The sequence below is a fragment of the Kitasatospora sp. NPDC093806 genome, assembly GCF_040683335.1.
Lineage (GTDB): Bacteria > Actinomycetota > Actinomycetes > Streptomycetales > Streptomycetaceae > Kitasatospora.
Map to the genome: position 1 here is coordinate 17379 of NZ_JBFBDO010000043.1, position 13818 is coordinate 31196.

Below are 13818 nucleotides of genomic sequence, written 5' to 3' on the forward strand. Positions count from 1 at the left end.
GGACCAGCGGACCAGCGGACCAGCGGGCGCGAGGACGAGACGATGAGAGGACGAGCATGAAGATCAGCACGATCACCCTACGACTGGTCACCGCGCCGCTGACCCGGCCGTTCGAGAACCGCTGGCAGCGCTACGAGACCTGGACCAAGCTGATCGTCGAGGTGGAGGGTGAGGGCGCGGTCGGACGCGCCGAGTGCACGGCCATGGAGACGCCCTTCTACAACTACGAAACCATCGTGACGGCCTGGTACGTCATCGAGGAGTACCTCGGCCCGCTGCTGCTGGCGGCCGGCGAGGGCGATCCGCTGACCTGCCTGCACCTGTGGCGGGAGATCAACGGGCACGAGGAGGCCAAGGGCGCGCTGGAGACCGCCCTGTGGGACCTCCGGGCCAGGCTCAACGACCGGCCGCTCAGCGTGGAACTGGGCGGCGCCCTGCGGCCGGTGCCGGTGGGCGCGACCGCCGGCATCGAGTCGAGCATCGACGAACTGCTGAGCAACGTCGAAGCCAACGTCCGGGCCGGGTACCGGCGGGTCCGGCTGAAGATCCGCCCGGGCTGGGACGTCGAGCCGGTCCGCGAGGTCCACGCCGCCTTCCCCGCACTGCCGGTGATCGCCGACGCCAACGCCGCCTACGACGAGAGCCACCTCGACGCGCTCACCGCCCTGGACGGGTTCGGACTGCTGGCGGTGGAACAGCCGTTCCCCCGCCACCTGCTGGACGCCACGGCCGAGTTGCAGCACCGCCTCTCCACCGCCGTCTGCCTGGACGAACAGCTGCACTCGGTACGGGAGGCCCAGGAGGCGGCGCGGCTGGGGGCGTACCGGATGGCGAACATCAAGACCGGCCGGGTGGGCGGTCTCGGCGAGTCGGTCCGCATCCACGACTTCTGCGCCGCCGAGGGCATCCCCACCTTCGTCGGCGGCAAGTGGGACCAGGGGATCGGCCGGTGGACCAACCTCGCGCTGGCCACCCTGCCCAACATGACCCTGCCGAGCGACGTCGGCCCCAGCGACACCTACTACGACGACGACGGAGCCGCGCCCCGGCTCGCCTTCGAGCGGCCCGGCTGGGTGAGCCCGCTGCCCGGGGCCGGCACCGGGGTGGAGCCGACGGGCACGCTCGCGGTCGAACGCGAACTGAAGCTGACCAAAGGAGAGCGGTAATGGCGTCCAGTGTCCAGGTCCTCGCCGAACACGGCACCGGAGCGGTGAGCGACGCACTCGACCTGCTGGGCCACGGCGGCACCGGCCTGGCCGGCCTGCGCCGGGTCTCCGGCAGCGGCAGCGTGGCCGGCCCGGCCTACACCCTCCGCTACGCGCCCGTGGAGGCGGGGCGGTCCGCACCGGCCGGGGACTTCGTCGACGACGTCCCCGAGGGCGCGGTGGTGCTGATCGCCAACGGCGGCCGCACCCACTGCACCGTCTGGGGGGACATCCTCAGCTCCGTCGCGCTGCGCCGGGGCGTGGCCGGCACCGTCATCGACGGCGCCTGCCGCGACGTCGGCGAGAGCCGCGCCCTCGGCTACTCGCTCTGGAGCCTCGCGGCGTACATGAAGTCCGGCAAGCACCGGGTCCGGCTCGAAGCGGTGCAGGTGGGCGTGGTCGTGGCCGGCACCCCGGTCTCCCCCGGCGACATCGTGGTCGCCGACGACTCCGGCGCGCTGGTGGTGCCGGCCACGGTGCTGGAGCGCACCGCGGAGACGGTGCTGGAGGTGGCCCGGGTGGAACGGCTGATCCGGGCGGACCTGGAGGACGGCGTCCCGCTGCGGGAGACCCGCGCGCGGCACGGCTACAACGCCCTCGGGCTGGCCGGACGATGAGCGCGCCGCCGCTACGGGCGGTGGTGGGCGGGCTGGTGCACGAGTCGAGCACCTTCATGGTCGAGTACCTGGGGACGGCCGGGCTCGACGCCTTCGACCGCCACCGCGGCCGCGACATGCTCGACGAGTTCAGCGGCACCGCCGCCGTGACCGGCGGCTACCTCGCGGCCTGCGCCGAGGCCGGGGTCGAGGCCGTCCCCGCCTTGCACGCCCGCGCGGAACCGGGGCCGGCGGTCGCCGGGGAGACCTACCGGCAGCTGGAGTCCGAACTGGTCGACGCGGTGCGGGAGGCGGGTGACTGCGGCATCGTCCTGCTCGACCTGCACGGGGCCGGCGTCGTCCACCCGACCGGCTCGCTCGACCTCGCCGTGCTGCGGGCCGTCCGCGCCCGGCTGCCCGACGCGGTCATCGCCGTCACCATGGACCTGCACGCCAACGTCGCCGGGGAACTGGTCGACCTCGCGGACGTGGTGACCGGCTTCCACCGCTATCCGCACACCGACTCGGCCGAGCGCGCCGCACTCGCCGCCCGGTCCGCCATCGCCGCGGCCCGCGGCGAGATCCGCCCGGTGGCCCGGTTCCGGCGGGTGCCCCTGCAACTCCCGCCCTCCCCCACCGTCGAGGGCTTCCCGGGCAGCCGGCTGATGGAGCTGGCCAAGGAGGTCGAGCGGCTCCCCGGCGTGCTCTCCTGCACCGCCTTCCACGGGTTCCCCTACGCGGACACCGAGCAGGCCGCCGCCAGCGTGGTGGTGGTCACCGACGGCGACGCCCGGCTGGCCGAGGAATGCTGCGCCCGGCTCGCCCGCTGGCTGGAGGAGCACCGCGAGCTGTTCCGCCTGGACCTCCTGGAACCGGCCGAGGCGGTCCGGGCGGCCCTGGAGTCGAAGGAGGGCACCGTCGTCATCGGCGACTCCACGGACAACCCGGGGCTGGGCGCGCCCGGCGACAGCACCCATCTGCTCCGGGCACTGCTGGCCGTCCCCGAGCCGACCTGCCTCGCCACCCTGTGGGACCCGCCGACCGTCGCCGCCGCCGTCCGGGCCGGCGTCGGCGCCACCGTCCCGCTCCGGCTCGGTGGGCGCCACGGCTGGGCCAGCGGCCCCCCGGTCGAGGCGGTCGGCACGGTGCGGGCGATCACCGACGGCGTGGTCGTCGGGACGGCGATGCGCAAGGGCAACCGGGTCGACTTCGGCACCTGCGCACGGGTGACCGTCGGCGCCACCGAGGTGATCGTCGCCTCCCAGCGGCGCCAGGTCCTCGACCCGGAGATCCTGCGGCTGCACGGGATCGTCCCGGAGCGCCAGCGGGTCATCGGGGTGAAGTCCAGCAGCCACTTCCGGGCGGGCTTCGCGGACGTCGCGGGCCTCGTGCTGGTGGCGGACGCGCCCGGGCCGACCACCCGCCGGATCGAGTCGATCCCGCGCAGCGGGCCGTCCTCCACACTCTGGCCGATGTCCACCCGGGCACCGGTCCAGTCGTCCGGACCGACCGAGAGGTGACGGGAACCCCGATGGACGTCATGAACGCCGTACTGACCAGGCGCAGCGTCAACCGGCTGGGCGGGCCGCCGCCCTCCGAGGAGCTGATCCTGGAACTCCTCCGGGCCGCGTCGACCGTGCCCGACCACGGCCGGCTGAAGCCCTGGCGGCTCACCGTCCTGCAGGGCGAGGAGCGCAAGGCGCTCGGCGAGGCGCTGGCCGCCGTCGCACCGCCGGAACAGGCCGCCCGGGCCCGCGAGAAGCCGTTCCGGGCGCCGATGCTGATCTCCATCGTCTTCTGCCCCGACCGGCACCACCCGAAGGTCCCCGAATGGGAGCAACTGGCCTCCGCCGCGACCTTGGTGAATACTCTTCACCTGTTGCTCCACAGCCGGGGATGGGGCGCGATCTGGCGGACCGGGGCGGTGATCGACGCACCCGAGGTCCGGGCGTGCGCGGGGGTGGGGGCGACCGAGCGGCTGCTCGGCTGGCTCTACGTCGGCCGGCCCGACCCCGAGGCCGCCCTGCCGCCGCGGCCGCCCTTCGACCCCGGCACCAAGATCCGGTTCCTCGGCAGCGCCGACCCTTCGGAGACCTCCTGATGACCACGGACCCGACGTCCGACGCGTGGCGGCCGGCCGCCCGGGTGCGCTCGTTCCACCCCTCCGTCTTCAGCGCGATGACGGAACTCGCGCAGCGCACCGGGGCGATCAACCTCGGCCAGGGCTTCCCCGACACCGACGGGCCCGAGCTGCTGCTGAAGTACGCGGCCGAGGCCCTGCACGACGGTCGCAACCAGTACCCGCCGGCGGCCGGCCTCCCCGAACTGCGTGAGGCCCTGGCGGAGCACCAGGAGCGGCACGGCCTGCGGTACGGCCCGGAGGAGGTGGTGGTCACCACCGGCGCCACCGAGGCCATCGCGGCGGCGGTGCTGGCCTACTGCGGGCCGGGGGAGCGGCTGCTCACCTTCGACCCCTGCTACGACTCCTACGCGGCCGTCGCCGCCCTGGCGGGCGCCGAGTTGGTCGCCGTCCCGCTCGTGCCGGACGGCGACGGATTCGCGCTGGACGCCGAGGCGCTGCGGGCCGCCGCGGCGGCCCGCCCGGCACGGATGCTGCTCCTCAACTCCCCGCACAATCCGACCGGGAAGGCCTTCACCGGCGCGGAACTCGAACAGATCGCGGCCGTCTGCCGGGAGTTCGACCTGGTCGTGGTGACCGACGAGGTGTACGAGCACTTGGTGTACGACGGTCGCCCGCACCGGTCGATCGCCGCGCTGCCGGAGATGCGGGACCGGACGGTGGTCGTCTCCTCCGCCGGCAAGACCCTCAACGCCACCGGGTGGAAGGTCGGTTGGGCGATCGGGCCGACCCGGCTGACCGGGCCGCTGCTCGGCGCGAAGCAGTTCCTCACCTTCGGTTCCGGCACGCCGTTGCAGTACGCGGTGGCGCAGACCCTGCGCTCCGGCCCCGCGTTCGAGGAGTGGGTGCGATCACTGCGCGACGGGCTGCGCGAACGGCGGGACCTGCTGCGGACCGGGCTGGGGGAGGCCGGGCTGCGGACCTTCCGAGCCGAGGGCGGGTACTTCGTGCTGGCCGACGTCCGCTCCTGGAACTTCGAGGACGACCTGGAGTTCTGCCACCGCCTGCCCGAGCTCGCGGGCGTGGTGGCGGTGCCGGTGAGCGCCTTCCACCAGACCCCGGGCGCGCCGCGCTGGCTGGCCAGGTTCGCGTTCTGCAAGCGGCCGGAGCTCCTCCGCGAGGCGGTCTCCCGGCTGGCGGCGGTCTAGGAACTGCTGCCCGGCCCGCCCGACGGGGCGGGCCGGGCCAGGCGGGCAGGACGGGGCGGGCTCAGCCGGCGGCTTCGCGGGCGAGCAGGAACTGCCCCGGCGTCACCCCGGTGTAGCGCTTGAAGACCCGGGTGAAGTGGGCCTGGTCGTAGAAGCCGACCGTCTGGGCCACCTCCGCGAGCGACCGCCCCTCGGTCAGCAAGGAGCGCGCCCGCCAGACCCTCAGCTGGATCTGGTAGGCGTGCGGCGGTACGCCCATCGTGGCCGAGAACGACCGGACCAGGTGGTGCACGCCCACTCCGCTGACCTCCGCCAGCCGCTGCAACGGGATGTCGGTCTCCGGCGCGGCGTGCAGATAGTCACGGGCGATCCGGACCGCGCTCGTCGGCCGTCCCCGGCCCGGGCCGGGGCTGGGGACGGAGAGGGGGCCGACGCCGGGGCCGTGGCCGTGGCCGGGAAGACCGTCGGCCGCCCGCCCGGTCAGGGCCGAGCCGACCCGCAGCAGGGCCGTGTCCCGGGCGAGCGCGGACGGGGCCGGGGCGGCGAGCACCTCGTGCGCCCGGGCGAGCGCACGGGCCAACCTCCGGTCCTCCACCACCCCGTTGCCGAAGCGGACGGCGGACTCGTGGACGCCCGCGAACCCGCGCAGGGCGTCGGGCGCGAGGTACAGCACCCGGTACCGGTACCCCTCCGGGGTGGCGCCCCGGCCGGTGTGGATCTCGCCCGATCGGATCAGGAAGGCCGAACCGGAGGGCACCACGTGCTTCCGCCCCGCGCACTCGAAGGCGGCCGCCCCGGAGTCCACCAGCGCCAGCGTCATGCCTTCGTGGGCGTGCCGCGCGTAGACGTGCTGGCGGAAGTACGCGTGGAGCAGTTCGACGCCGACCACGGGCCGGAGGAACACGGACCGGTCCGTCCCCGGCACGCCCGCATCGTTCACCTGCGTAGGCATACCGCCAGGCTACAACGACCGGGCCGGGCGCCTTTCTTGTCCCCGCGTCAGAGACTCTTGGGAGCGGCCCGATTGACGATGCGTCGATGACAGGCCGCACACCCGTTCGCCACCGTGGCCATGAGAAGGCCCCCGGTTGAGGGCACGAGCAGGCAAGGGCGCGCCCAGGTCAGGGCGCGACCGCAACCGTTCTCGTCCGCTCCTCCACGACCCGCCCCTCCAGCCGCACCCTGCCGTTCGCCAGCAAGGCGGCCCCGATCACCGAGCCGCGGCCGGAGGCGACGGTGAGCCCCCTGCCCAGCGAGGCCGCCAGCCGCACGGCGGCGGAGCCGCAGGCCTCGTCCTCCTCGACGCCCCAGGCGTGGGCGAAGGTCCTGGCCCGGACCGTACCGGCGGCCCGGTCCGCCCAGGACCAGATCATGGTCCGCTGCCAGTGCTCCCCCGGCTTCGGCGGCCGTGCCCCGTCCACCGCCGCCGGGTGCTCCAGTTCGACCAGTTCCCAGTCCGGCGCGGATCGCGGATCCAGGTCCACGGTGCCGGTGGCGGGCCCCGCCGAGCGGGGCACCGGCTCGCCCAGCCGTACCGGGCGCAGCACCCCCACGCCGGTGCCCCGCTCGCGGCCGAGCAACCAGGCGGTGCCGACCAGCGGATGGCCGGGCGCCGAGATCTCCGCGGCGGGAGTGAAGATCTGCACCCGGCCGCTGTCCGGGTCGTCGACGAACACCGTTTCACTGTAGCCGAGTCCGGCGGTGAGCGGCTGCCGGGCCGGGCCCGGCACCCGCGCACCGTCGAGGACCACCCCGAGCGGGTTGCCGTACCTGCCGTCGGCGTCGGCGAATACCCGCAGGACCCGGACCGGAACGCCCGCTCCTTCGGTGCCCGTCATCCCGTCAGCGCCCGTCATCGCGTCGGTGTCCGTCATCGGGCGACCGTCAGCCGTGCATGGTGGCGCCGCGCACCACCCGGTCGACGTCCTTCTTGTCGCCGCGCACCGCGATGCCCGCCAACAGCAGCTCGGCGCTGGGAACATCGGCGATGGTGGCCCGGTTGTCCTCGTCGTTGTTGGTGGCGAAGATCGCCTCCGGATAGACCGCGACCAGGACCTCGCGCTGCAGGGCGCGCTGGTGGATGGTCTTCATCCGCTCGGCGGTGGTGCTGAAGATCAGCACGGGCTGGCGGAACATCGGCAGGTACTTGACGCCGTCGCCGTCCACGTACGGATCGCCGGTGACACCCTCGACGGTCGCCGCGATGCCGCTGGTGGCGAACGCGGTCACGTTGAGCTTCTGCCAGACCGCGAGGTCTTCCCGCAGCACGACGGCGATCTTGGTGTCCCAGTCAAACCTGGTGGGCGCGTTGGGGGTGTCGGGAGTGTCGGGGGTGTTGGGAATGTCGGGGGTGTTCGGAGTGTTCATGGAGAGCTGAACCAGGCTTTCTCGCGAAGCGTCAGGAAATGTTCTGCTTGTCGAACTCGTCGACGGAAGCGGTCGGCGCGGGGCCGCCGGCGGGCCCGCCCCGGGCCACCACCCGGGTCTCCTGACCCGGACGTCCGGCGGCCAGCACCACCAGGCCCAGGCAGACCACGAAGGCCCCGCCCCACTGGACCCAGGTCGGGCGCTCGTGCACGATGACGAAGGCCAGCACGACCGCGGTCACCGGCTCCGCGAGGTTGAGCGTCGCGACGGCGGTCGGCGAGACCCGGCGCAGCCCCCTCGCGTTGAGCCAGAACCCGAGTGCGCTGGTGACCGCGCCAAGGTAGAGGCCCATCAGCAACCCGGACGGGGTCGTCAGCCAGCCGGCCCCGCCGAACGCCAGCACCGGGAGCAGCAGCACCCCCGAGAGCGCGACCGCCACCGTGGTGACCTCGGTGACCTCGGCCCCGGCGTCCAGCAGTCGTCGGCTGAGCACCGTGTAGAACGCGACGCTGGTGCCGGCGGTCAGGCAGAGCGCGATGCCGATCGCGTCGGAACGGCCGTCGCCGATCGCCCCGCTCGCCGCCACCGTGCCGACGATGGCCAGCGCCGTCGCCGCGTACCAGCGCCGGCCGGGCCGCTCCCCCCGCAGGAGGAAGGCCACCACCCCGGTCGCCACCGGGACCACGGCCACGGTGATGATCGACCCCATCGACACCCCGACCCGGCCTATCCCGCTGAAGTAGCAGCTCTGGTAGACCGCCACCGAGGCGCCGAGCAGCACCGTGGTCCAGGGCAGCGAACGCGCCGCGGCGAACCGTTTGCGCCGGGCCAACGCGAACGCCACCAGACAGAGCCCGCCGATCAGCACCCGCGCGGCCCCCACCGCCGCCGCGTCGACCTCCCCCGGCCCGAGGGTCCGCGCCACCCCGCTGGTCCCGAACAACGCGGAACCGAGCAGCACCGACAGCACCGCGTTCGAGCCGGACCTCCCCGCCTGCCCCGTCATGCCCCGCTCCCCCTTGCACCTGATCGCGCCGTTCACCGTGCCGTGGAGCGCATGCCCACGTCACCGCACACGAAGATGCCTCGGGGGCGGCCAATCCGTCTTGTACGAAATTGACCGCGGTGATCGTCACGCGCGCGGCGAGGCGTCACCGCCCGCGGTGACAGGACTCCCGAGCCCGCGAGCCGCTCGCCCGCCTCCGTCCCCTCCCGGCGCGCTGACCCGGCTCGAAGACCTCGGCGGGGTCAGCCGTCAGCCGCGCAGCGCCGGGTGGTCCGCGATCACCGTGCAGCTTCCCGGGGCGATCTCCGTGAAGCCCGCGTCCTGCACCAGCGGCAGTCCGCTCGCCACCAGTTCGGCCCAGTTCTCCGGCGTCGCCGTGCGGACGGCGAGCGCGAAGCCGCTCTCGGCCCACTCCTTGCGCTGCGCGTCGTCCAGCCGCCACCAGGCGAGCTGTGCGGCGTGGCCGGTCTGGGCCATCGTCTTCCCGGCGCTCATCTCCAGCTCCGGGTTGAGCCACAGCACGGGCGTCCCCGGCGCCGGGGCGTCGACCGGACCGGTCTCCTCCAGGTCGGTGCCCGACACCTGGAGCTTGGCGAGCTCCTTCGGCCAGCCGTCGAGCGGAATCGGCGGGAACACCCGCACCTCCGCCTCCCGCCCCGACACTGTGACCCCGGGCAGCTCGCCGGCCTTGCGCCACTCGCCGCCGCGCGCCCGCCGGACCACCTTGCGGATCCGCGCGTCCTCCCAGGCCGCGACCCGCTCCGCCCACTCGCCGTCGGCCTCGGTGACCCGGGGGTCGCTCAGCAGGGTCAGCACGGCCCTGGCCGAGGTCTCCAGCGCGTCGGTCCGCCCGGGCGGCTCGGCCTTCTCCAGCCGGACGACCAGCGGCAGCACGTGCTGCGGCCGGGCGTCACGGTCCTCGGGCGTCGGGGCGGGAACGGGGGCGTCGAACGGAGAAGTCACCCGACCAGCATGCCAGCCCCCGCCGCGCGGCGATCACGCCGGTGCCCCGCCCCGCCCGGGCCGCCGCGACGGTTCGGCGCGGCGGTTCGGCGCGGCGGCGCGGCAACCGGTCAGCGCCGGTAGCCGCGCTGCGGGTCGCGCTCCTCCGCGTCCTCGTAGGGCAGGAACCAGCCCTCCGGGTGGGTGGCCGTGAGCAGCAGCTCGGCGCGCTGTTCCGCGTTCAGCTCCGGGTCGCCGTCGTCCGGCCCGTAGACGCCGAACAGCTCGTCGTGGCAGCCGTCCCAGTCGTAGTCGTACAGGTCGGCCGGCAGGTCGCCCATCATGTCGGCGACCGATTCGGGCTGCGCGCCGAGCAGCGCGCGGGCGTCGACCAGGGCCATCCGCAGCGCGATCTCCTCGGCCAGACAGCGCGGCAGCGGCCACTCGCCGAGCGCGAGGTCGTCGGCGAGGTCGTCGAAGGTGCGGCCCATCGTGCGACGCCAGGCCCGGTGCAGCCGCCAGGTGCGCTGCGGCAACCGGCCGAAGACGGTCCAGTCCGCCTCCTCGCCGTCGACGACCGGTTCGTCCTCGTGCTCGTCGAGGTCGTCGTAGGCGGCGTCGGCCAGCCCGATCAGCTGGGCATGGAGCAGGCAGGCGGTGCGCGGGGTCAGCGTCCAGTCGCCGGCCGCCCCGCCGCCCTCCTCCTCGTCGCCGTCCAGCGGGAACAGTTCGGCGAAGTCCGGCGCGAAGTCCTCGGTGACGCTGATCTCCAGCGTTCCACCGATCGCCTCGACCCCCGGGATCGCCGCCACCAGCCGGTCCGGGTGCAACAGCGCGCCGAGTGCCGCGTTGGCGTCCTCGGACACCTCGCGGAGCAGCTCCCGGCGCTGTCCGGCCGGATCGATGCCCTCGAAGTCCAGTTCCTCCACGGCCGCGACGGCCGCGGCGCGCAGCGCCGGCCAGTCGGTGATCCGCAGGCCCAGGACCACTGTCGCCTCGACCTCCTGCGCACCGGAGTCCTCCGCCGCGCCCGGCCCCTGTGGATGATCACTTCGCTCGCCCATGGGGCTACGGTACGGCTTTTCGGGCGTACGATCACCGGTCTGTACCGGCTACCCTACGCGTTCTCGCCGTTACCGCGTCGCGCTCGCTCCGGCGCCCTCCCCGACGACCCCCGCGCGCCTCTGTTCGAGGACGTCGCGACACCCGCAGGATGGGCCCCATGGCAAACATCGACGAGTACGGCGGCGGGCAGCGCCCGGACGCCCAGGTGCTGGTAGTGACCACCAATGACATCCCCGGCTACCGGGTCGACCACGTGATCGGCGAGGTCTTCGGCCTGACCGTGCGCAGCCGGCACATCGGCAGCCAGATCGGGGCCTCGCTGAAGTCCCTGGTCGGCGGCGAGCTGCGCGGCCTGACGAAGACCCTCGTGGAGAGCCGCAACGAGGCCATGGAGCGGCTGGTCGAGCAGACCAAGGCGCGCGGCGGGAACGCGGTGCTGATGTTCCGGTTCGACGTCACGGAGGCGGCGGACGTCGGCACGGAGGTCTGCGCCTACGGCACGGCGGTGGTGATCTCCCCGGCCACCTGACCCCCGGCCGTCTGGGCGGCCGTGTTCGAACGGCGGCCCCGGCATCGGCACGCCGGGGCCCACCGTCGCTCGCCCTCCTTCTCGCCCCCTCGTTCGCCGGGAACACGGCCCGCCCGGCCGATGTTTCACGGGCGTGACTGTTTACGGTGCAACCAACCTCGACGCCGCACGAGCCTCGGCGAGCCAAGCGGTGAGCGGCGCGGCGAGCGACGCGGCGGGCCATGCGGCGGGCCACGCCGTACGGCGGGTCGACGTCGTGGTGATCGGTGCCGGCCAAGCGGGCCTGTCCGCCGCGTACCACCTGCGCCGCCGCGGCTTCACCCCCTACTGGGAGGACGCCGGCGAGATCCGCGACGGGGCCCCGGGTGGCGACGGCGGATTCGTCGTCCTCGACGCCGACGCCGCCCCCGGCGGCGCTTGGGCCCACCGCTCGCCCTCCCTGCGGATGGCCACCGTGCACGGCTTTCACGACCTGCCCGACTTCGAACTTCCCGAACCCGACCCGAACGCTCCCGCTCGCGAGGTCGTGCCGGGGTACTTCGCGGCGTACGAGGCCAAGCACGCGCTCCCGGTGGTGCGCCCGGTGCGCGTCCTCGCGGTGCGCTCGGAGTCCGCGCGGCCGGACGCCCGGCTGCTGATCGAGACCGACTCCGGCACCTGGTCGACCCGGGGCCTGATCAACGCCACCGGCACCTGGTCCCGCCCGTTCCTGCCGCACTACCCGGGGCACTTCGGCGGGCGGCAGCTGCACTACGCCGAGTACCGGGGACCCGAGGAGTTCGCGGGCAAGCGCGTGCTGGTGGTCGGCGGCGGGGCGTCCGCGATCCAGGTGCTGTCGGAGGTCGCGGCGGTCGGCGAGACGGTCTGGGTGACCCGGACCCCACCGGTCTACCACGCTGGGCCGTTCACCCCCGAGTACGGGCGCACGGTGGTCGCCAAGGTCGAGGAGCGGGTCCGCCAAGGGCTGCCTGTGCGCAGCGTGGTGAGCGTGACCGGCCTCGGGCCGTCGGTGGCCTACCGCCGGGCCGAGGAGTTGGGCGCGCTGCGCCGCCGCCCGATGTTCGACCGCCTCACCGAGCGCGGGGTCGCCTGGGGCGAGGAGGAGCTCGCGGTCGACGCGATCGTCTGGGCGACCGGTTTCCGCCCCGAGGTCGGCCATCTCGCCCCGCTGGGCCTGCGCTCGCCCGGCGGCGGCATCGCGCTCACCGGTACCCGCGCCACCCTCGACCCGCGCGTCCACCTGGTCGGCTACGGCCCGTCCGCCAGCACCGTCGGCGCCAACCGGGCCGGCCGGACGGCGGTCAACGAACTGGTCAAGCTCCTCGGCGACCCGGGCACGGCCGCCGCCGTCGGCGAAGGCGCGCGGGTGGCGGCTGAGGACTGAGGGCTGACGGCTGACCGCCGACGGCTGACAGATGACAGATGACAGATGACAACTATCAGCTGACAGATTTCAGCTGACGGATTCTGTCAGCTGTCAGTCCGCCACCCGGAGTTGTCCGCGATGCGCCTCCGCCCAGCCGCCCAGGTCGCGCAGCACCGCGTGCAGTGACTCGCCGAGAGCGGTGAGCGCGTACTCGACCCGGTACGGGGGCTCGGGGCGGGCGGTTCGGCTCACGTATCCCTCGTCCTCCAGCGTGCGCAGCACGCGGGTCAGCATCCGGCGGCTCAGGTCCGCCACCGACCGGTCCAACTCGTTGTACCCGTAGGGACGTTCGACCAACAGGCTGATCAGCACGACGCTCCAGCGATCCCCGATCCGGTGCAGGACCGCCGTCGCCGGACACTCCCGGCGATCCGGCGAGGTGACGCGGACCGGCGCGCTCGCGCCAGTGGACACGGATGTTCCTTCTTTCGGCAACCCACTCACCCGACTCATGATCGCTCCAACAGGACCACGGAGTCGAGGAGTTCACATGTTCGCAGTAACCGGCGCGTCCGGGCGGCTGGGCCGGCTGGCCCTCGGCGCGGTGCTCGACCTGGTCGCCGACCGGGGCGAGGTAGTCGCGCTCACCAGGAACCCGGGAGTCGTGGCCGCCACCCCGGACCGGCCCGAAGTCCGGTTCCGGGAGGCCGACTTCGCCCGCCCCGACACCCTGCCCCGCGCCTTCGCCGGCGTCCGTCGGCTGCTGCTGGTCAGCACCGAACGGTCCCCCGACCGCCTCCGGCTGCACGCGGCCGCGATCGAGGCGGCCGTCGCCGCCGGGGTGGAGCACCTCGTCTACACCTCGGTGGTCCGGGCCGCCGACCCGGGCAACCCGGTCCCCGAGGCCCGCGACCACGGCCGGACGGAGGAACTGCTCGCCGACTCCGGTCTCGGACACACCGTGCTGCGCTTCAACGTCTGGCCGCAGATGCTGCTGCTCACCGGGCTGGCCCGGCTCGCGGTCGGCGCGGGCGAGCTGCCCAGCAGCGCGGCGGACGGCCGGGTCGGCTACATCAGCCGCGAGGACACCGCCTGGGCCGCCGCGCGGGTGCTCACCGGCGCGGTCGAGGTCCCCGGCACCGTCCTGGACGTCACCGGCCCGGGCCTGACCGACGCCGAGGTCGCCGCCGCGCTCACCGGGGCGACCGGCCGGCCGGTGCGGCACCGGCCGGTGGCCGACGCGGAGGTCGCCCCGGCGCTGATCGCGCTCGGCGTGCCCGAGCCGCTGGCCCGGGCCTGGGGCGAGAACGACCCGTTCCGCCGGGCCGGCTGGTTCGACATCCCCGACGACGGCACCACGCACCGGCTGCTCGGACGGGCACCGGTCGCGCTCGCGGACTTCCTCGCCGCCCACCGGGCCGAGCTGCTGCCCGGCTGACCCGGTCCGACCTGGT

The 13818-nt window shown here is 74.1% G+C and carries 15 protein-coding genes; 8 read left to right on the top strand and 7 right to left on the bottom strand.

The features are described from left to right. The first annotated feature begins 56 nt into the window (after positions 1–56). From menC to AB0N76_RS20885, 5 genes are read left to right on the top strand one after another with little or no spacing between them, the layout of a single operon-like run. On the top strand, positions 57–1166 hold the full coding sequence (gene menC, locus AB0N76_RS20865; RefSeq protein ID WP_363558979.1) for an o-succinylbenzoate synthase: 1110 nt from the start codon (positions 57–59) through the stop codon (positions 1164–1166). Next, the gene (locus AB0N76_RS20870; RefSeq protein WP_363558980.1) at positions 1166–1822 is read left to right on the top strand and encodes an RraA family protein; all 657 of its coding nucleotides are present in this window, start codon (positions 1166–1168) and stop codon (positions 1820–1822) included. The genes menC and AB0N76_RS20870 overlap by 1 nt, the downstream gene beginning before the upstream one ends. Next, positions 1819–3321 carry a M81 family metallopeptidase gene (locus tag AB0N76_RS20875; RefSeq protein WP_363558981.1) on the top strand — a complete coding sequence of 501 codons (1503 nt, stop codon included), beginning with the start codon at positions 1819–1821 and terminating at the stop codon, positions 3319–3321. The genes AB0N76_RS20870 and AB0N76_RS20875 overlap by 4 nt, the downstream gene beginning before the upstream one ends. Positions 3322–3332: 11 nt before the next feature. Next, entirely contained in the window at positions 3333–3902 is a 570-nt protein-coding gene (locus tag AB0N76_RS20880) for a nitroreductase (protein ID WP_363558982.1), read from the top strand. Next, entirely contained in the window at positions 3902–5089 is a 1188-nt protein-coding gene (locus AB0N76_RS20885) for an aminotransferase class I/II-fold pyridoxal phosphate-dependent enzyme (protein ID WP_363558983.1), read from the top strand. Before AB0N76_RS20880 ends, AB0N76_RS20885 begins: the two co-directional genes overlap by 1 nt. A gap of 61 nt (positions 5090–5150) precedes the next feature. Here the strand turns inward: AB0N76_RS20885 and AB0N76_RS20890 are convergent, their stop codons facing one another. The 6 genes from AB0N76_RS20890 to AB0N76_RS20915 form a co-directional block, all read right to left on the bottom strand. Next, the gene (locus tag AB0N76_RS20890; RefSeq protein ID WP_363558984.1) at positions 5151–6041 is read right to left on the bottom strand and encodes an AraC family transcriptional regulator; all 891 of its coding nucleotides are present in this window, start codon (positions 6039–6041) and stop codon (positions 5151–5153) included. Positions 6042–6210: 169 nt separating this feature from the next. Further along, positions 6211–6963, bottom strand: a complete 753-nt coding sequence (locus AB0N76_RS20895; RefSeq protein ID WP_363558985.1) for a PhzF family phenazine biosynthesis protein — start codon at positions 6961–6963, stop codon at positions 6211–6213. Positions 6964–6973: 10 nt separating this feature from the next. Further along, complete coding sequence (locus tag AB0N76_RS20900) at positions 6974–7456, bottom strand: DUF2000 domain-containing protein (protein ID WP_363558986.1); 483 nt, start codon at positions 7454–7456, stop codon at positions 6974–6976. Between the two features lie 31 nt (positions 7457–7487). Continuing rightward, positions 7488–8462: an EamA family transporter gene (locus AB0N76_RS20905; RefSeq protein WP_363558987.1), complete on the bottom strand. Its 975-nt coding sequence runs from the start codon at positions 8460–8462 to the stop codon at positions 7488–7490. A gap of 249 nt (positions 8463–8711) precedes the next feature. Then, entirely contained in the window at positions 8712–9425 is a 714-nt protein-coding gene (locus AB0N76_RS20910) for an aminoacyl-tRNA hydrolase (RefSeq protein WP_363558988.1), read from the bottom strand. Between the two features lie 110 nt (positions 9426–9535). Continuing rightward, the gene (locus AB0N76_RS20915; RefSeq protein WP_363558989.1) at positions 9536–10468 is read right to left on the bottom strand and encodes a hypothetical protein; all 933 of its coding nucleotides are present in this window, start codon (positions 10466–10468) and stop codon (positions 9536–9538) included. 158 nt (positions 10469–10626) lie between these two features. Between AB0N76_RS20915 and AB0N76_RS20920 the strand changes: the two genes are divergently transcribed. Together AB0N76_RS20920 and AB0N76_RS20925 are read left to right on the top strand one after the other, a co-directional pair. After that, positions 10627–10998 carry a YbjQ family protein gene (locus AB0N76_RS20920; protein ID WP_363558990.1) on the top strand — a complete coding sequence of 124 codons (372 nt, stop codon included), beginning with the start codon at positions 10627–10629 and terminating at the stop codon, positions 10996–10998. A gap of 190 nt (positions 10999–11188) precedes the next feature. Next, positions 11189–12382 carry an NAD(P)-binding domain-containing protein gene (locus AB0N76_RS20925; protein ID WP_363559020.1) on the top strand — a complete coding sequence of 398 codons (1194 nt, stop codon included), beginning with the start codon at positions 11189–11191 and terminating at the stop codon, positions 12380–12382. Between the two features lie 93 nt (positions 12383–12475). Here the strand turns inward: AB0N76_RS20925 and AB0N76_RS20930 are convergent, their stop codons facing one another. Next, complete coding sequence (locus AB0N76_RS20930) at positions 12476–12838, bottom strand: helix-turn-helix domain-containing protein (RefSeq protein WP_363558991.1); 363 nt, start codon at positions 12836–12838, stop codon at positions 12476–12478. Positions 12839–12914: 76 nt separating this feature from the next. Here AB0N76_RS20930 and AB0N76_RS20935 point away from each other — a divergent pair, with 76 nt between their 5' ends. After that, positions 12915–13802: an NAD(P)H-binding protein gene (locus AB0N76_RS20935; protein WP_363558992.1), complete on the top strand. Its 888-nt coding sequence runs from the start codon at positions 12915–12917 to the stop codon at positions 13800–13802. The last annotated feature ends 16 nt before the right edge of the window (positions 13803–13818 follow it).

What these genes read in the sequence shown, in the direction of transcription:
- AB0N76_RS20890 (WP_363558984.1), bottom strand. Translation starts at nt 6,041, where the DNA reads ATGCCTACGCAGGTGAACGATGCGGGCGTGCCGGGGACGGACCGGTCC.
- AB0N76_RS20875 (WP_363558981.1), top strand. Translation starts at nt 1,819, where the DNA reads ATGAGCGCGCCGCCGCTACGGGCGGTGGTGGGCGGGCTGGTGCACGAG.
- AB0N76_RS20935 (WP_363558992.1), top strand. Translation starts at nt 12,915, where the DNA reads ATGTTCGCAGTAACCGGCGCGTCCGGGCGGCTGGGCCGGCTGGCCCTC.
- AB0N76_RS20905 (WP_363558987.1), bottom strand. Translation starts at nt 8,462, where the DNA reads ATGACGGGGCAGGCGGGGAGGTCCGGCTCGAACGCGGTGCTGTCGGTG.
- AB0N76_RS20895 (WP_363558985.1), bottom strand. Translation starts at nt 6,963, where the DNA reads ATGACGGACACCGACGCGATGACGGGCGCTGACGGGATGACGGGCACC.
- menC (WP_363558979.1), top strand. Translation starts at nt 57, where the DNA reads ATGAAGATCAGCACGATCACCCTACGACTGGTCACCGCGCCGCTGACC.
- AB0N76_RS20915 (WP_363558989.1), bottom strand. Translation starts at nt 10,468, where the DNA reads ATGGGCGAGCGAAGTGATCATCCACAGGGGCCGGGCGCGGCGGAGGAC.
- AB0N76_RS20870 (WP_363558980.1), top strand. Translation starts at nt 1,166, where the DNA reads ATGGCGTCCAGTGTCCAGGTCCTCGCCGAACACGGCACCGGAGCGGTG.
- AB0N76_RS20900 (WP_363558986.1), bottom strand. Translation starts at nt 7,456, where the DNA reads ATGAACACTCCGAACACCCCCGACATTCCCAACACCCCCGACACTCCC.
- AB0N76_RS20880 (WP_363558982.1), top strand. Translation starts at nt 3,333, where the DNA reads ATGGACGTCATGAACGCCGTACTGACCAGGCGCAGCGTCAACCGGCTG.
- AB0N76_RS20920 (WP_363558990.1), top strand. Translation starts at nt 10,627, where the DNA reads ATGGCAAACATCGACGAGTACGGCGGCGGGCAGCGCCCGGACGCCCAG.
- AB0N76_RS20885 (WP_363558983.1), top strand. Translation starts at nt 3,902, where the DNA reads ATGACCACGGACCCGACGTCCGACGCGTGGCGGCCGGCCGCCCGGGTG.